Annotated in this window: 15 protein-coding genes, 3 pseudogenes and 1 riboswitch; of the genes and pseudogenes, 9 read left to right on the top strand and 9 right to left on the bottom strand. The window is 69.3% G+C overall.

Going from position 1 to position 15945, the window contains the following annotated elements; genetic code table 11:
• Window positions 1-45: 45 nt before the first annotated feature.
• Window positions 46-1731, top strand: a pseudogene (locus tag ABZZ20_RS14945) (NPCBM/NEW2 domain-containing protein); the annotation flags it as partial.
• Window positions 1723-2184, top strand: a complete 462-nt coding sequence (locus tag ABZZ20_RS14940) for an NPCBM/NEW2 domain-containing protein (RefSeq protein WP_356869925.1) — start codon at window positions 1723-1725, stop codon at window positions 2182-2184. The pseudogene ABZZ20_RS14945 and the gene ABZZ20_RS14940, both read left to right, overlap by 9 nt.
• A 126-nt stretch (window positions 2185-2310) precedes the next feature.
• On the opposite strand, the gene ABZZ20_RS14935 is transcribed toward ABZZ20_RS14940, so the two are convergent.
• Window positions 2311-3024 carry a flavodoxin family protein gene (locus tag ABZZ20_RS14935; RefSeq protein ID WP_356869817.1) on the bottom strand — a complete coding sequence of 238 codons (714 nt, stop codon included), beginning with the start codon at window positions 3022-3024 and terminating at the stop codon, window positions 2311-2313.
• A 131-nt stretch (window positions 3025-3155) separates the two neighbouring features.
• A riboswitch (cobalamin riboswitch) is annotated at window positions 3156-3410 on the top strand.
• A gap of 28 nt (window positions 3411-3438) precedes the next feature.
• On the opposite strand from ABZZ20_RS14935, the gene ABZZ20_RS14930 reads away from it, so the two are divergent.
• The 5 genes from ABZZ20_RS14930 to ABZZ20_RS14910 all read left to right on the top strand — a co-directional run bounded on the left by ABZZ20_RS14930 (window position 3439) and on the right by ABZZ20_RS14910 (window position 6992).
• A complete protein-coding gene (locus ABZZ20_RS14930) occupies window positions 3439-4131 on the top strand; it encodes an energy-coupling factor ABC transporter permease (RefSeq protein ID WP_356869816.1) in 693 nt (230 codons plus the stop codon).
• Window positions 4131-4526 (top strand): energy-coupling factor ABC transporter substrate-binding protein, encoded by a 396-nt coding sequence (locus ABZZ20_RS14925; protein WP_356869815.1) that lies wholly within the window; start codon window positions 4131-4133, stop codon window positions 4524-4526. The genes ABZZ20_RS14930 and ABZZ20_RS14925 overlap by 1 nt, the downstream gene beginning before the upstream one ends.
• Before the next feature lie 3 nt (window positions 4527-4529).
• On the top strand, window positions 4530-5279 hold the full coding sequence (gene cbiQ / locus ABZZ20_RS14920) for a cobalt ECF transporter T component CbiQ (RefSeq protein ID WP_356869814.1): 750 nt from the start codon (window positions 4530-4532) through the stop codon (window positions 5277-5279).
• Window positions 5276-6097 carry an ATP-binding cassette domain-containing protein gene (locus ABZZ20_RS14915; RefSeq protein ID WP_356869813.1) on the top strand — a complete coding sequence of 274 codons (822 nt, stop codon included), beginning with the start codon at window positions 5276-5278 and terminating at the stop codon, window positions 6095-6097. The genes cbiQ and ABZZ20_RS14915 overlap by 4 nt, the downstream gene beginning before the upstream one ends.
• Window positions 6098-6374: 277 nt before the next feature.
• On the top strand, window positions 6375-6992 hold the full coding sequence (locus ABZZ20_RS14910; protein ID WP_356869812.1) for a PadR family transcriptional regulator: 618 nt from the start codon (window positions 6375-6377) through the stop codon (window positions 6990-6992).
• A gap of 31 nt (window positions 6993-7023) precedes the next feature.
• Here the strand turns inward: ABZZ20_RS14910 and ABZZ20_RS14905 are convergent, their stop codons facing one another.
• Window positions 7024-7236 (bottom strand): EF-hand domain-containing protein, encoded by a 213-nt coding sequence (locus ABZZ20_RS14905; protein ID WP_266625258.1) that lies wholly within the window; start codon window positions 7234-7236, stop codon window positions 7024-7026.
• Between the two features lie 269 nt (window positions 7237-7505).
• On the opposite strand from ABZZ20_RS14905, the pseudogene ABZZ20_RS14900 reads away from it, so the two are divergent.
• Window positions 7506-8063 (top strand): annotated as a pseudogene (locus tag ABZZ20_RS14900) (tRNA-dependent cyclodipeptide synthase); the annotation flags it as partial.
• Window positions 8064-8219: 156 nt separating this feature from the next.
• On the opposite strand, the gene ABZZ20_RS14895 reads toward ABZZ20_RS14900, so the two are convergent.
• From ABZZ20_RS14895 to ABZZ20_RS14875, 5 genes and pseudogenes are all read right to left on the bottom strand, one after another.
• Window positions 8220-9410: a hypothetical protein gene (locus tag ABZZ20_RS14895; protein WP_356869811.1), complete on the bottom strand. Its 1191-nt coding sequence runs from the start codon at window positions 9408-9410 to the stop codon at window positions 8220-8222.
• Complete coding sequence (locus ABZZ20_RS14890) at window positions 9407-10183, bottom strand: polysaccharide deacetylase family protein (protein WP_356869810.1); 777 nt, start codon at window positions 10181-10183, stop codon at window positions 9407-9409. The genes ABZZ20_RS14895 and ABZZ20_RS14890 overlap by 4 nt, the downstream gene beginning before the upstream one ends.
• 468 nt (window positions 10184-10651) lie before the next feature.
• Entirely contained in the window at window positions 10652-11209 is a 558-nt protein-coding gene (locus tag ABZZ20_RS14885) for an ATP-binding protein (RefSeq protein ID WP_356869809.1), read from the bottom strand.
• Window positions 11210-11340: 131 nt separating this feature from the next.
• A pseudogene (locus tag ABZZ20_RS14880) lies at window positions 11341-11535 on the bottom strand (hypothetical protein); the annotation flags it as partial.
• Between the two features lie 157 nt (window positions 11536-11692).
• Window positions 11693-12640 carry an AraC family transcriptional regulator gene (locus ABZZ20_RS14875; RefSeq protein ID WP_356869808.1) on the bottom strand — a complete coding sequence of 316 codons (948 nt, stop codon included), beginning with the start codon at window positions 12638-12640 and terminating at the stop codon, window positions 11693-11695.
• 142 nt (window positions 12641-12782) lie between these two features.
• Here ABZZ20_RS14875 and ABZZ20_RS14870 point away from each other — a divergent pair, with 142 nt between their 5' ends.
• Complete coding sequence (locus ABZZ20_RS14870; protein WP_356869807.1) at window positions 12783-13499, top strand: SDR family oxidoreductase; 717 nt, start codon at window positions 12783-12785, stop codon at window positions 13497-13499.
• Window positions 13500-13787: 288 nt separating this feature from the next.
• On the opposite strand, the gene ABZZ20_RS14865 is transcribed toward ABZZ20_RS14870, so the two are convergent.
• Together ABZZ20_RS14865 and ABZZ20_RS14860 are read right to left on the bottom strand one after the other, a co-directional pair.
• A complete protein-coding gene (locus ABZZ20_RS14865) occupies window positions 13788-14555 on the bottom strand; it encodes an enoyl-CoA hydratase-related protein (protein WP_356869806.1) in 768 nt (255 codons plus the stop codon).
• A gap of 86 nt (window positions 14556-14641) precedes the next feature.
• Window positions 14642-15886 carry an Ig-like domain-containing protein gene (locus ABZZ20_RS14860; RefSeq protein ID WP_356869805.1) on the bottom strand — a complete coding sequence of 415 codons (1245 nt, stop codon included), beginning with the start codon at window positions 15884-15886 and terminating at the stop codon, window positions 14642-14644.
• Window positions 15887-15945: the final 59 nt, after the last annotated feature.

Below are 15945 nucleotides of genomic sequence, written 5' to 3'. Positions count from 1 at the left end.
CTCGATCCACTCTCCGTGTGTCGAGTTCCGCTCGTTTCGTTCCCCATGGGAGGAACCTTGCAGTCCGCAAGAGCGAAGCTGTCCCGCCGCATCTCCGCGGCGTTAACGTCCCTCACCCTGCTGGCCGGCGGCGGTGCCCTGGCGGTCGGTCTCCAACTCGCCGTGGCGCCGCCGGCGCTGGCACTGGACAACGGGATCAACCTGACCCCGCAGATGGGATTCAACAACTGGAACACCACCTGGTGCGGCTCCGAGTTCAATGAGGACCTGGTCAAGGGCATGGCCGACCTGTTCGTCAGCAAGGGCCTCAAGGGAGCCGGCTACCAGTACGTCAACCTGGACGACTGCTGGGCCCTCCCGGAGCGCGATGCCTCCGGCAACCTCGTGCCCGACCCGGTGCGGTTCCCGCACGGGATCAAGGCCGTCGCGGACTACGTGCACTCCAAGGGCCTGAAGTTCGGCATCTACTCCAGTGCCGGCACCAAGACCTGCGACGTCCGGGGCTTCCCCGGCGGGCTCGGCCACGAGCAGCAGGACGCCAACCTGTGGGCGTCCTGGGGCGTCGACTACCTGAAGTACGACAACTGCAACAACCAGGGCGTCGACGCGCAGACCCGCTACAAGGCCATGGGCGACGCGCTCAAGAAGACCGGCCGCCCGATCCTCTACAGCATCTGCGAGTGGGGCAGCACCGGCCCGTGGAACTGGGCGCAGCCGGTCGGCAACTCCTGGCGCACCACCGGGGACATCAGCGACACCTGGCAGAGCATGATCTCCATCGCACACGCCAACCAGGGGCTCTCCACGTACGCCAAGCCCGGGGCCTTCAACGATCCGGACATGCTGGAGGTCGGCAACGGCGGCATGACCGGCACCGAGTACCGCACCCACTTCAGCCTGTGGGCCGAGATGGCCGCCCCCCTGCTGATCGGCGCGGATCTGCGTACCGCCGAGCAGGAGACCTTCGACATCCTGACCAACGCCGAGGTCATCGCGGTCGACCAGGACCCGCTGGGCAAGCAGGGCTCGGTCGTCTCCAGCGACAACGGCCTGGTGGTGATGTCCAAGCCGCTCGCCGACGGCAGCCGCGCGGTCACCCTCACCAACGAGGGCTCCTACGACGCCACCATCAGCACCACCGTCCAGACCATCGGCATCGCGGGCGCCGGCTCCTACACGGTCAGGGACCTGTGGTCGAAGCACACCACCACCAGCACCGGCGCCATCAGCGCCACGGTCCCCGGGCACGGCACCGCAATGTTCCGGGTCACCCCGAGCACGCCAGTCCCGCCGTCCACCGGCATGAACTACCTCAGTGACCTGCCGTTCCTCACCCAGTCCAACTACTGGGGCCCCGTCGAGCGCGACCGCAGCAACGGCCAGAACGCGAACGGTGACGGACACACCATCAGCATCCGCGGCACCACCTACGCCAAGGGGCTCGGCACGCACGCCCCCAGCGACCTCTCCTTCAACCTCGGCAAAGCCTGCAAGAGCCTGGCGACCACTGTCGGAATGGACGACGAGGCCTACGGCAACGGCTCTGCGATCTTCCAGATCTACAGGGACGGCACCAAGGTCGCCGACAGCGGAAAACTCACCGGCAAGGACCCGGCCAAGAAGCTGACCGTCGACCTCACCGGTGCCACCACCCTGCGCCTGGTGGTCACCGACGCCGGCGACGGCACCAGCTGGGACCACGCCGACTGGGCCGACGCGAAGATCGCCTGCGGCAACGGTCCCGCCGCCGGCGCGCACCAGCTCTCCGACCTCACCTGGTCCTCCGCCAGCAACGGATGGGGCCAGGTCGAGAAGGACATGAGCAACGGCGACAACCAGGCCGGCGACGGACGCACCATCACCATCAAGGGAGCCACGTACGCCAAGGGGTTGGGGGTGAACGCGCCCAGTGAGGTGGTCTACTACCTCGGTGGCTCGTGCACCTCGCTCGCCACGGACGTCGGCATCGACGCCGAGGCGATGGGCCGCGGCACGGTCGCCTTCCAGATCTACAAGGACGGCACCAAGGTCGCCGACAGCGGTCTGATGAACGCCGCCTCCGGCGCCAAGCGGCTCACCGCCGACCTCGCCGGCGCCAACGAACTGCACCTCGTCGTCACCGACGGCGGCGACGGCAGCAACAGCGACCACGCCGACTGGGCGGGACCCGTTCTGACCTGCTGACACCCGACCACTCACCAGCACGGCGCGGTGCCGGACCCCCCGTCCGGCACCGCATTTCGTTGACGCCATCGGCGGCCCGAGCAGGATCCCCACCGGCCGGGCCTTCCACGCCGACCGGTCGTTTGCTCAGCGGTGCTCGGGGTTCGGGAAGTCGAAGCGGCAGCCGGCATCCCACTGCGAGCGCTGGTTGCCGTGCGCCGGAATGCCTCCCGAGCGTTTGAGCAGGGCGGCCAGGTGCATGAGGTTCCAGGACATGAAGGTCGTGTTCCGGTTGGTGAAGTCGTTCTCGGGACCGCCCGATCCGGGGTCGAGGTACGAGGGCCCGGGCCCGGCCTCGCCGATCCAGCCCGCGTCGGCCTGTGGCGGGATCGCGTAGCCGAGGTGCTGGAGGCTGTAGAGGACGTTCATGGCGCAGTGCTTCACGCCGTCCTCGTTGCCGGTGATCAGGGCGCCGCCGACCCGCCCGTAATAGGCGTACTGGCCGTGCTCGTTCAGGATCGAGGAGCAGGCGTAGAGCCGCTCGATGACCTGCTTCATGATGGAGCTGTTGTCGCCGAGCCAGATCGGTCCGCACAGCACGAGGATGTCGGCGTCCATGATCTGGCTGTACAGGACGGGCCACTGGTCGGTTTCCCAGCCGTGCTCGGTCATGTCCGGCCACACACCGGTGGCGATGTCGTGGTCGACGGCGCGGATCAGCGAGGTCCGGGTGCCGGCCGCCTCCATGACGGCGCGACTCCTGTCGATCAGGCCCTCGGTGTTGCTCGTCTCGGGCGAGCGTTTGAGGGTGCAGTTGACGTAGACGGCGCTCAGGTCTGAGTAGTCGTATGCGGAGGCCACGGCGCCAGCCTGTGCCCCACAGGTCGCGCCCGCCACCGGGACGCATCCGTCCGGGGGCCGGGCCGGGCCGAAGGGGTCGTCCCGGGTGGCCGGAACATCACGAAGCGGAATGCGAATCCCATATCGGGGGATGGGGTCGGGTTGTTACCGGTCCGCACGTCCGACTAGGGTCAGCGGGCCTTGGTGTTCGGGAAACCGGTGGGAAACCGGTGCGGCCCTCGCCACTGTGAACGGGAAGACTGACTCCACTCTCCCCCTGCCTCCGCCAGGGGGACCCCAGCGGGAAGCCACTGGGCGGCGCGGGAAGATCCGCATCGCCTGGGAAGGCGGAGTCAGGGCACCAGCACCCGTGAGCCAGGAGACCGGCCGGGGCGCGTTGTCCATCCACGAGGTGCTGGAGAGGTCTCCCCACTCATGCATATAGCCGAGGGGTTTCTGCCCCCCTTGCACGCGGCCGCCTGGGGCGCCGCGTCCGCTCCCTTCGTCGTCCACGGTGTCCGCGCCCTCACCCGCGAGGTGAAGGCCAATCCGGAGAGCACACTGCTACTCGGAGCGTCCGGAGCGTTCACGTTCGTCCTGTCCGCACTGAAGATTCCCTCGGTGACGGGCAGTTGCTCGCACCCCACCGGAACGGGGCTCGGCGCGATCCTGTTCCGGCCACCGATCATGGCGGTCCTCGGCACGATCACGCTGCTCTTCCAGGCACTGCTGCTGGCACACGGCGGACTGACCACCCTCGGCGCGAACGTCTTCTCGATGGCGATCGCCGGTCCTTGGGCGGGCTACGGGGTCTACCTGTTGCTGCGGCGCTTCGACGTCCCCCTGATGGTGACCGTGTTCTTCGGCGCCTTCTTCGCCGACCTGATCACCTACTGCGTGACCTCAGTGCAGCTGGCGCTGGCCTTCCCCGACCCGGGGAGCGGGTTCCTGGGTGCGCTCGCGAAGTTCGGCGGGATCTTCGCGGTCACGCAGCTCCCGCTCGCCGTGAGCGAGGGTCTGCTGACGGTGCTCGTGATGCGGCTGCTGATGCAGTCGAGCAAGTCGGACCTGGTCCGGCTGGGCGTGGCGAAGCTGAGCGGACGCAGCGGACAGAAGGCGGCGATCTGATGGGCACGAGCCGGAACGCGAAGATCAACGGCCTGTTGCTGTTCCTGGTGGCAGCGCTGGCCGTGCTGCCGCTCGCGCTGGGGCTGGGCGAGGGCGAGGAGGAGCCGTTCACCGGCGCGGACGCGCAGGCGGAGGCCGCCATCACGGAGCTCAAGCCCGACTACGAGCCGTGGTTCTCCCCTCTGTACGAGCCCCCGTCCGCCGAGATCGAATCAGCGCTGTTCGCCCTCCAGGCCGCGCTCGGTGCGGGCGTGCTCGCCTACTACTTCGGGCTGCGCGCGGGCCGCCGTCAAGGCGCCGCCGCCGCGGCGACGGCGGCTGCCGCTCCGGCCCCGACCCCGACCCCGACCTCGACCTCGGCCCCGGACGAAGCCGCGCCGTCCACGGGGTCGTAGCCCGTGCTACCGATCGACGTGGCGGCGCACAGCAGTCGCTGGCGGGGCCGCCACCCGCTGGAGAAGGCCCTGCTGGGGTTGGGGCTGACGGTCACCGCCGTGTGCCTGCCGCCCTGGCCGGGTGGACCCCTGGTCGCCGCGGCGACCCTCGCCGTGCTGCTGGGCCCGGCCGGCGTGGCCGGCCGACAGCTGTGGCGGGCCTTCCGGATCCCGTTGGGCTTCTGCTTCACCGGAGCGCTGCCGTTGCTGGTCGCGGTGGGCGGCCCGGCGGGTCCGCTCTCGCTGGCCCCGGACGGCCCCCGGCACGCCGCGGAACTACTCCTGCGGACCTCGGCGGCCTCCCTCGGCGTGCTGCTGTTCGCCTTCACCACACCGGTCTCGGACGTCCTGCCCCGGCTGGTCCGGGCCGGGGTTCCGGCGCCGGTGGTGGACGTGGCGCTGGTCATGTACCGCATCAGCTTCCTGCTACTGGACTCGATGGCCCAGGTCCGGCGCGCCCAGGCCGCCCGCCTGGGACAGGTCGGCCGAGCGGCGGTGTGGCGGTCGCTGGCCGGGCTCGCTGCGACGTCGTTCGTACGGGCCTTCGACCGCGCGGCGCGGCTCCAGGTGGGGCTCGCCGGGCGCGGCTACGACGGCGCGCTGCGGGTGCTCGTACCCGAGGCGGCCCTGTCGTGGCGGTTCCTGGCGGCGTCGGGGGCGCTGCTGGCGGCCCTGATCACGCTGACTCTCACCATGAAGGGGCTGTACCTGTGAACACGTTGGTGGAACTGGCCGGTGCCGGCTACGCGTACGAGGACGGTCCGGCGGTCCTCTCCGACGTGGACTTCGCCATCGCGGAGGGCCGGGCACTGGTCCTGCTGGGCCGCAACGGCAGCGGCAAGACCACCCTGATGAGGCTGCTGAGCGGGGGTCTGCGCCCCGGGTCCGGGGCACTGCGCCTCGACGGCGCGGCCGTGTCGTACGACCGGGCGGGCCTGACCCGCCTGCGCACGGCGGTGCAGCTGGTGGTCCAGGACCCGGACGACCAGCTCTTCGCCGCCTCGGTGGAACAGGACGTGTCCTTCGGCCCGATGAACCTGGGGCTCCCGGTGGACGAGGTCCGGGCCCGCGTGGACTCGGCGTTGGCGGCACTCGACATCACGGCGCTGCGGGACCGCCCGACGCACCTGCTCTCGTACGGTCAGCGCAAGCGCGCGGCCATCGCGGGCGCCGTGGCGATGGCTCCGCGGGTGCTGATCCTGGACGAGCCGACGGCTGGCCTGGACCCGGACGGGCAGGAGCGGCTCCTCGACGTCCTGGCCGGTCTCCGCTCCGCCGGCACCACGGTCGTCATGGCCACGCACGACGTCGACCTGGCGGTCCGCTGGGCCGACGACGCAGCGGTGCTGACTCCGTCGGGCATCCGCGTGGGCCCGGCGCAGGACCTGCTCTCGGACCCCGGCCTGCTGGCCTCGGCGGGCCTGCGCCAGGCATGGTCCCCGGCGGTGACCTCGTTCCTGCGCGCCCGTGCCCTGCTGGACGCGGACGCGGCGGGTCCGAAGACCCCGGAGGCGCTGTCCGCCTGGAGCTAGGGCCCGCCTTCGAATGACCGTCCGATGGTGGATCGCGGCTTCGGGATTCGCTGTCATGAACTGACCTACTCCGAACGGGAGTTGCCGGCTCCGCTGGTTTGCCGGTAGGCCCACGGCGTCCGGTGCGGTGCATCGCAAGGCGGGGGGCCACGGCTCGTGGTGGAGTCGATCTGGACCGTCTCCGTCGATGTCACCCGTGGCGTCGGCCCGGGCCTGGACAAAAGGGCGAGCCCGGGCGAACAGCCGGTCCGGGCTCCCCCAAACCTAGGATGGCCGCATGTCGCTGCCGCACGCCATCCTCACCGCCCTGCTTGAGAAACCCTCGTCCGGACTGGAGCTGACCCGGCGGTTCGACAAGTCGATCGGGTACTTCTGGTCCGCCACGCACCAGCAGATCTACCGCGAGCTCGGGCGGCTGGAGGAGGCCGGGCTGATCCGGGAGCTGCCCAGCCAGGTGCCCGTCCGGGGGCAGCGCAAGGAGTACGAGGTCCTGGCCGCCGGGAGCGCGGAGCTCGCGCGGTGGGTCGGCGAGAGTCAGGACCCGAAGGCCATCCGCGATCCGCTGCTGCTGCGGATCCGGGCGGCCGGCGTGGTGGGCCCGCAGGGGCTGGCCGGCGAACTGCGGCGCCATCTGGAGCTGCACCGGCGGCAGTTGGCGGTGTACGAGGCCATCGAGGAGAAGGACTTCCCACCGGAGCGGGATGGCGACGAGGACCGGCTGCGGCGGCTCGTACTGCACGGCGGCATCGGCCTGGAGACGTTCTGGCTGCGCTGGCTGGAGGAGGCCCTCGGCGAGGTCGAGGGCATGACGGAGCCCGACGCAGCGGCCGGGGAGTCGACGGCGAAGCGCCGCGGGCAGCGCGCCGCCCCCGCCCCGCCCGACAGAGGGGCGTGACGGGGGCGGCGTGAGCCCGGCGGGTCGGGCCCTACTTGTTCAGGGAGGCCCAGAACTCGTCGAAGCTGAGCAGGCCGTCGCCGTTCGTGTCCTTGGCGGCGATCACGGCGTCCGCGACGGCGCCGGTCACGTACGCGTCGCCCATCGCCTTCATGGCGGCGCTGTACTCGTCGGCCGTGACGAAGCCGTCACCGTCCGCGTCGAACTTGCCGAACGTCGCCCGCGCGCTCTCGATGTCAGCCACTGGGATCCACCCCTTCTTGGTGCTTGTTGACCGGCCCAGGGTAGCGGCAGCCCCGAGGCCGCCCCTCCCGCGGGTCCCGGTCGGGCGGCAGATATGAATTCAATTACCCTTCCGCAATACGGAAGCGCCAATTCCGGCCACGGAATACATCCCGGACGTGTCACGTTCCAGGGTCACCGCACAACGTACCGGCATTTCCGCCACACCAGGAGCGCAGAGATACCAGGGACAAGCGGCAACTAGGGCGATCACACGGGTGACGATCACAGCTGACGCATCATTCGAAGTTCTGCCCTTCACCCGCACGTGCCGCCGCAGCTGGGAAGACGGCGACATGCGCTCATCGGAGTGGGTCCCGGAAACGCTACTTCAGTTCCGAGCGCATCGGCAGTCTCGCCCGATGGACGGTGACCTGCTTCGCGCAGGTCGACTTCGTCTACGCCGACCTCCATGTGGACCGGATGCCAGCCGCTTTCGGCTACTCCCGGGACCATGCGGAGAGGCGGGCCGCGAAGGCGATCAAGGCGGTCCGCCGGCGCAACGTCAAGGGCGTGGGGGAATCGGGACGCCCCCAGGCGGAGATCCACGTGAGGGCACTTTCAGAGTTCCACCCAAGCCCCGTTCACCAGCTCCCGCACCGGCGGGTCCTGCATTTCCTGGAGATCTACGGAGAATTCCACCAGCGCTGCGAGGAAATGGCTCTGCACTTCATCGGACCCAAGTTTCCGGACGGTGAATCCATCACGGACAAGCAAGTGCAGGTCTGTTTCGACTACATGGCGGCCGGTCTGTCGTTCTTTCTGGACACCCCCAGCATTCTCGACGTGCCGTCCTCCGCGGCGGCCACCGCAGCCGGTGCCGGCTCCGCGGGGCACCCCCACCCCCGCGTCCGTCGTGCGCGCAGTGGGCGGGGCGCGGCGTGTGCTTGCGGGTCCGGTGCTGTGACCGGAAGGGTCCACCGGCCCGCGGCGCCCGGTACGGCCCTAGCGGAAGATGCCGGTGTGGCCGAGCGAGTAGCGCCCGGGCTGCGGGTAGACGGCCAGGCCGTGCGGACCGCCGCCCACCGGGATCTTGGCGAGCTGCTCGCCGGTGACCGTGTCGATCGCGTAGACCTCGGAGTTGTAGCGGCCCGACAGCCACAGCACCTTGCCGTCGGCGGAGACCCCGCCCATGTCGGGGCTGCCGCCGTCGGGCAGCTCCCACTTCTTGGTGAGCTTGTTCTGTGTGAAGTCGAAGACGGAGATGCTGCCCTCGCCGCGGTTGGAGACGTACATCTCCTTCGAGTCCCGGCTGACGTAGAGGCCGTGGCAGCCCTTCCCGGTGGGCAGCAGCTTCGGGACGTCGAACTTGTCGCCGCTGAGCACCCACATGCCGTGGGCCATCATGTCCGCGACGTAGAAGGTCTTGCCGTCCGGGGAGATCTTGACGTCCTGCGGCATCGCGCCTTCGAAGGGCAGCTTCTGCTGGCCGACGACCTCCATCTTCTCGGTGTCGACTTTGATGAGCTCGCCGGAGAACTCGCAGCTCACGATGAAGTAGCGGCCGTCGGCGGAGAAGTCCGCGTGGTTGACGCCGTAACAGGTCACCGGGACGGTCTTCACCCGGCTCATGGTGTGTGGGTCGCGGAAGACCAGCTCGCGGTCCATGGAGGCCATCACGACTGCGTACTTGCCGTTCGGGGTGAAGTAGAGGTTGTACGGGTCGTGCACCTCGACGGGCTCACCGGCCTCGCCGGTGGCCGGGTTGATCGGCGTGAGCGTGTGGCCGCGGTTGTTGTTGACCCACAGGGTCTTCAGGTCCCAGGAGGGGACTACGTGCTGTGGCTGGACGCCGACCGGGATGGTGTCGATGACCTTGTAGGTCTTCGGATCGATGACGGACACCGTGTTGGAGGTGGTGTTCGGCACGTAGACGCGGGACGGGAAGTCCTTGACCACCGGGGAGAGCTGGTTGGGCCGGTCGGCCGCATACACGTCGTGGGGGTCGAGGAGGGGCGGCATGCCGGCCAGGCCCGGCGGTACGGCAGGGACGGCTTTGGCGGGCTGGCGGGCCGGCCCCTCGGAGCCGAGCGCCTCGGCGGGCCCCTTGTCGACTGATCCGCAGCCGGCCAGGGCGGCGAGGACCAGACCGGCCAGCAGCACGGCGGCCTTCCGGGGAAGGCGGATGGTCTTCATGGGGTCAGCAGCTCCGTGGTGGTCACCGCGCGCAGTTTGCGGCGCGCGAGTTCTTCGAGGAGGGGCGGCATCGCGTCGACCGTGTCCGCGTAGCCGAAGTGCAGGCTCACCACCGATCCGCTGCGGATCGTCCCGGTGACGTTGCGGATGACGGCCGCGGCGCCGGGCGAGGTGAAGTCGAGGGAGTCCACGTCGTACGAGAGGACGTGCGGGTAGCCCGCCCGCTGGGCCAGCTTCTTGACGAGCGGTGTGGCGTACTGGGTCTGCGAGGGCCGGAACCAGGTGCCGACGGAGCCGGTGAGCCGCTTGAGCCGCTGGGCGCAGCCGGTGATCTCGGCGTACGCCTCCGCCTCGGGCAGCGTGTTAATCGCAAGGTGGCGCTGGGTGTGGTTGCCGAGCTCATGGCCTGCGTCCAGGACGCGGCGGGCCATGTCCGGGTGGGCGTCGAGCCAACTGCCGATCGCCAGTACGGTGACCCGCGCCCCCGCCCTTTCGACCTCGGCCAGCACGGCCCGGGCGATGGCGGGGTCACCGTTGCCGTGGAAGGTGAGGGCGACCCGGGGACGGTCGCGCGGACCGTGCCCGATCTCGTCGGGCTGTCCGGGGAAGCGGCGCGGGGCCGGGGCGGGAGCCCGGCCGGGTACGGCAGGGGCCGGCTTGGCCGGGAGCGCGGAGGGGCTCCGGCCGCCCGCGCCGCAGGCGGCGGTCAGGGCGCCGGCGGCTGCCGCCGCGCCGGCGCGGAGGGCGGATCGGCGGTCCGGGTAGCAGGGCACCTGCCCATTTAAGGGGTGAACGACCGCGTAGGTAATGATTGACCCAATTCGGACCTTCATCGAGGGTGACCCCCACAGGGGATCCCCTCGCATGTGATCAACGAATCACACAGGGCAGTGGATAGCTATTCATTGAATGTGAGGCGAGTGGCCGACCTCACCTAGGATTCAGATGGAAACTCTTAAGATATGCACACTTATGTCCAAGTTGGGGCTTTTGGCGTTTGGTCGCCCGTCTGCCATAGTCGAATCCACGACTTCCCCATTGACCCGAGCGAAGTCGCCACGCCGAGGATCACACCCCCTTCGATCCTCGGCGCACCCATGAAGCCCCCACGACGCCCCACCAACGGCGACCGGGGGCTTCAGGCGTTTCGGGGTATCGGGGTATCGGGGCGCTGGAGTAGCGGGGCACCAGCGGCGTTCGGCCGACCGGCCGACAACTCACGGTGGCCGCAGTGCGATCGGTCAGCGGTCGGCCACCCGCATCTCGAACCAGGTGATCTTGCCGCGCGGCAGTAGGTCGGCGCCCCACCGGTCGGAGAGCTTGTCGACCAGGAAGAGGCCCCTGCCGGAGACGTCCAGTTCATGGACCGGCATCAGGCAGGGCAGTCCGCGCGAGGGGTCGCGCACATCGACCCTGATCCAACCGCGCCGGCGCTGCATCCGTAAGCCGAAGGTCCGGGCACCGGTGTGGCGCACCGCGTTGCCGACGAGCTCCGAGACCAGCAGCACCGTGTGCTCGGACACCTGCGGGGAGAAGCCCCAGAAACGGATCACCACGTACCGCGCGAGTCGCCGTGCCGTACTGGCCGACTCGGGCATGGAGGGCAAGGTCACTTCCACCTCGGCCGGATTACCGTACAACTCCAGCGCTCTGAGGCCCTGTTCGTCTTCAAGAGCCGCCGTCAGTCGCACGACGGAAGCGCTGCTGCGCTGCCGCGGTTGTTCCACACCCTCCAGGCCCGCCATGCACCCATCATGGAGGGCCGATGTGCCCGCCCGGGCCGTTCCATGGGAAAACACCCCCCGGAATGGTTGATTCCGGAGGGGTGTCCCGTCATATGCGCTGGGCAAACGGACGACCCTGGGACCACCCTGATCTGCGGTGACCCGTCAGCCTGGGACGATCACCCCCATTGGATCTCCCCCACTCCTTAAGGCTGCCTTAAGGCCTGGCTAATCCACCCCCAGGGAGGACTCGCCCGGACCCGCTTAGTCGGCCTCGCGTCGTCGACTGCCGCGGCAAGGAACGCGAGGGCGAGCACGGCCAGGGTGACGTGTCGGTGCCAGGCGGTCCAGTTCCGGACTTGGTGGTGGTCCAGGCCGTCGTCAACCTGGACCTTCGCCTCCAGAACCTCCGCCACCGCACATCGTCGCGATCACCGCATCGCCGGGTTCTTGGACACGATCCGCCCGGCGCTCCACCACATCGGGGCCACCGCGTGGCCGGGATCGGCAGCGACCACCGCTTCCCAATCCGCTGCGGCGATGTCCTGGCCCTCACCGTCAGTTGTATCCGCCTGGTTCGTCGCCTGCCGTCTTGACCTGCTTGCGGTAGGCCCCCGGCGGCGTCCCGAAGTGTCGTTTGAAAGCTTTGGCGAAGGCGAACTCCGACGTGTACCCCGTGTGCTGCGCGATTGTGCTCAGCGGGGTCGGCGATTGGTGCAGCAACCGCGCCGCGGTGGCCATCCGCCAGTTGGTCAGGTAGGTCAACGGCGGCTCGCCGACCACCAAGGCGAAGCGGCGGGCGAACGCCGCACGGGACAGCCCGGCGCGGGTGCCCAGAGACTCCACGGTCCAGGGATGGCCGGGATCGTCGTGGATCGCCTTCAGGGCTGGGGCGACTGCCGGGTCGGTCAGCGCGGCCGCCCAACCCCGGGTCCGCTCCTTCGGTAGTTCGGCGTACCACGACCGGAGGATGTACAGCAGCAGCAGATCGATGAGCGCCGTGACGACCGCGTCCGAGCCCGGCTGCGGCGCGTGGAACTCGGCGCACAGCTGATCGACCGCCGAGCGCAGCACCGGGTGGCGGCCGGGAACCGCGGGGAGGTGGATGACCTCCGGTAGATCGCCGAACAGCGGATGCGGGCGATCAACGTCGATCGCGTACGCGCCGCACACCAGCACCGTGTGCAGCCCCGGTCCGTCCACGGTGACCTGGCCGATCGGCGAGGAACGGTCCACGCGGTCCGGTACGAAGTCCACCGGATCGCGATCCGGCACGTCGCACAGGGTGTGTCCGCTGCCGCGCTGCAGGAACACGATGTCGCCGGGTCCGAGCGCGAGCGGTTGGCCGTGCGGTGGCAGCAGGTGGCAGTGCCCTTCCACGACCACGTGGAATCCGGCTCCTGAGATGGGTTGGAACTTAAGGGCCCACGGGGCGTGCGCGTCGGTGCGAGTCACCATCGGGCGTCCCGTGCGCAGGACTTCGAGGGTGTCGCTCAGGATGTCCATGGCGCCACTCTAGTGCCTGTATGGCGAGACGATATGACAGGGAATCGAGATCTCAAGTCATTCACCGTCTCGATGTGGGGGCGTACGTTCTTGCCATGGCGGTTACCGAACCCCGCACTGCATCGACGAAGGAATGGATCCCATGTCTCTGGCTAGCAAGAAGATCGTGATCATCGGTGGAACCTCCGGCATCGGCTTCGCGATAGCCCAACAGGCCGCGACGGCTGGCGCGGACGTCGTGGTCGCCTCCAGCAATCAGGACCGCGTGGACGCCGCGACGAAGCGGTTGGGCGAGCCGGCCGAAGGCCGCCGCCTGGACGTCGCCGACGGCAACGCCATCGCCGCGTTCTTCGAGCAGGTCGGGGAATTCGACCACCTCGTCTACACCGCGGGCGAATCTCTGCTGATCAAGCCGTTGGTCGACACCACCCCGCAGGAGGCCAGGGCCGTCTTCGAGCGCCGGTTCTGGGGCGCGTTCCTCTCCGCCAAGTACGCTGCACCGCGACTGCGTGACGGCGGCTCGATCACTTTCAGCTCCGGCGTCCTCGCGATCCGCCCCCTGTCCGGAACCGCGCTCACGGCAGGTATCACCGGCGGCATCGAGGCCCTGTCCCGGGCACTCGCCGTCGAACTCGCCCCTCTGCGCGTCAACGTCATCCAGCCCGGTGTGATCCGTACCGAGCTGTGGGACGGCAGTGTCCCGGACCCGGAGGCCTTCCTCGAGGGCGCCGGGTCCGAGCTGCTCACGCGGCGTGTCGGCACTGCCGAGGAAGCCGCGGCGGCCTATCTCTTCGTCTTGGCCAACGCCTACGTCACCGGCACCACGCTCGCGATCGACGGCGGCGCGGCACTGGTGTGACGTAGGCGCCACACATAGCAGCCAACGGAGCAACGCCGCACCGACGCGAGGCCGACCAGACGTGCGGATGCGAGCCGCCCGGCCCGAAGCGGAGACCCGGTCGACCTGACCGTCCCGGAGATCCGCCGCCTGATCGGCGCGCTGTTCAGCCCGCCGATCACAGCCCTGAACGCACTCCTGCACTGGTCGAACTGGCGCAGAAGCCACCGAGCTTCGGCACGTCGCAGCCACTACCGGCAGCGGCTCTCCGCCCCTCCAGCGCGTAGATCGCGAAGTCACACTGGAGTATTAGAGGAACTTCGCCTTCCCCGGACCCTCTTCGACGAAGCTGCGCATACCGCGCTCGCGGTCCTCGGTGGCGAACAGACCGGCGAACCAGTTGCGTTCGATGGTGAGACCGGTGTCGATGTCGGCCTCCAAGCCCGCGTCCACGCACTCCTTCGCGGCGCGCAGCGCGATCGCCGGCCCCTGGGCCAGCTTGGCGGCCCAGGCGTACGCCTGCTCGTACACCTCGGCGGCGGGCACGATGCGGTCCACGAGCCCGAGGGCGAGCGCCTCGTCGGCCTTGACCATACGACCGGTGAAGATCAGGTCCTTGGCCTTCGACGGGCCGATCAGCCGGGACAGCCGCTGGGTGCCGCCGGCCCCCGGGATCAGGCCGAGCAGGATCTCGGGCTGACCGAGCTTCGCGTTGTCCGCGGCGATGCGGTAGTCGGCGCACAGCGCGAGCTCGCAGCCGCCGCCCAGGGCGTATCCGGTGACGGCCGCGACGACCGGCTTGGGGATGCGCGCCACGGCGGTGAAGGCGTCCTGGAGCGCACGGGACCGGGCGACCATCGCCGCGTGGTCCATCGTCTGCATCTCCTTGATGTCCGCGCCGGCCGCGAACACCTTCTCGCCGCCGTAGATGATCACCGCGCGGACGTCGGCCCGGTCGGTGGCCTCCACCGCGAGCTCGCGCAGCCGGTCCTGGGTGGCGATGTCCAGGGCGTTCATGGGCGGCCGGTCCAGGCGGATGGTGCCGACGCCTTCGGAGACTTCGAGAGAGAGGGTCATACGGGGAAGGTTAGCGCCGGTTAACGCAAGGGGCCCGGTGCTGTGGGTCACAGCACCGGGCCACCTCGACTAGGTACCGCGGAGGGCTACTTGATCCACTCCGCCCAGTCCATGTTCCAGCCGTTGAGGCCGTTGTCCGGGGCGATCTGCTTGTCCTTGGAGTTCTTCACGATCACGACGTCGCCGATCAGCGACTCGTTGAAGAACCAGGCCGCGGGCTGGTTCCCGTCACCCGCGCCGCGGACGTCCTTGAGCCCCACGCAGCCGTGGCTGACGTTCTCCGAACCGAAGGTGCCCGAGGAGGCCCAGTAGTTGCCGTGGACGAAGGTGCCCGAATTCGACAGGCGCATCGCGTGGGGGACGTCGGAGATGTCGTACTCGCCGCCGAACCCGACGGTCGCGCCGTTCATCCGGGTCACCTTGTACTTCTCGCTGATGACCATCTGCCCGTTGTACGTGGTCGTCGAGGGGGCGCCCGCGGTGATCGGGAGGTTCTTGAGCACCTGACCGTCGCGGACGACCTGCATCGTGTGCTCGCTCGCGTCGACCGTGGAGACCTGGGAGCGGCCGATGGTGAAGGTGACCGTACGGGTCTGCTTGCCGTAGACGCCGGGGCGGCCTTCGACACCGTCGAGGGCGATCTTCACGGTGACCTTGGTGCCCGCGGCCCAGTACTTCTCGGGGCGGAAGTCGAGGCGGTCGTTGCCGAACCAGTGCCCCTCGACCGGGACGGACGGCTCGGCCGTCACCGTGATGGCCTTCTCGACGGCCTCGGTGTTGGTGATGCCACGGGTGAAGTTGAACGACACCGGCATGCCCACGCCGACGGTCTCGCCGTCCTCGGGCGTGTAGTGGCCGACGAAGGTGTTCGTCGGGGTGAGGGTGGTGAACGTGGTGTCCTTGGCCGACTCCCGGCCCGCCTCATCCTTGGCGACAGCGTGGACCTTGTACTCGGTGGCAGCGGCCAGGTTGCGGGCGGGCTCCCAGCTCGCGCCGTCCCCGGCGAGCTTGCCTTCCACCGCGTTGCCCTTGGTGTCGGCGACGGTCACCGTCGTGAGCTTGCCGCCGGTGCTGGATATCTTCAGGATGCCGCTGGTGGCGACTTCCTTGGCACCGTCGTCCGGCTTGACGTTGACGACCGCCTTGGACGCCTCGGTACCGGTCTTGCCGGCGCCCGCGCCACCCCCGTTGTCGCTGCCCCCGCCGCCATTGGAGCCACCGCCGCCGCACGCACTGGTGAACAGCAGCGCCGCTCCCAGCAGGAGGGCCGGCAGGCCGGTGCGGCGGATGCGGCCGCGTATCGGCTGCACGTTCACTCTTCTTCTCCCCATGTCCCCCGCGCACGGACAGTCGCGCGCTTGTCGACAGGAAATCACAGGGGGATATCACG

It is taken from the genome of Streptomyces sp. NPDC006430 (assembly GCF_040612395.1).
In the GTDB taxonomy this organism is placed as follows: domain Bacteria; phylum Actinomycetota; class Actinomycetes; order Streptomycetales; family Streptomycetaceae; genus Streptomyces.
This window is presented reverse-complemented; position numbering and strand designations above follow the sequence as displayed.

Excerpts from the sequence above, each read along its gene's own strand:
- ABZZ20_RS14925 (WP_356869815.1), top strand. The coding sequence starts at position 4,131 with ATGGGCACGAGCCGGAACGCGAAGATCAACGGCCTGTTGCTGTTCCTG.
- ABZZ20_RS14930 (WP_356869816.1), top strand. The coding sequence starts at position 3,439 with ATGCATATAGCCGAGGGGTTTCTGCCCCCCTTGCACGCGGCCGCCTGG.
- ABZZ20_RS14865 (WP_356869806.1), bottom strand. The coding sequence starts at position 14,555 with ATGACCCTCTCTCTCGAAGTCTCCGAAGGCGTCGGCACCATCCGCCTG.
- ABZZ20_RS14910 (WP_356869812.1), top strand. The coding sequence starts at position 6,375 with ATGTCGCTGCCGCACGCCATCCTCACCGCCCTGCTTGAGAAACCCTCG.
- ABZZ20_RS14860 (WP_356869805.1), bottom strand. The coding sequence starts at position 15,886 with ATGGGGAGAAGAAGAGTGAACGTGCAGCCGATACGCGGCCGCATCCGC.
- ABZZ20_RS14875 (WP_356869808.1), bottom strand. The coding sequence starts at position 12,640 with ATGGACATCCTGAGCGACACCCTCGAAGTCCTGCGCACGGGACGCCCG.
- ABZZ20_RS14895 (WP_356869811.1), bottom strand. The coding sequence starts at position 9,410 with ATGAAGACCATCCGCCTTCCCCGGAAGGCCGCCGTGCTGCTGGCCGGT.
- ABZZ20_RS14870 (WP_356869807.1), top strand. The coding sequence starts at position 12,783 with ATGTCTCTGGCTAGCAAGAAGATCGTGATCATCGGTGGAACCTCCGGC.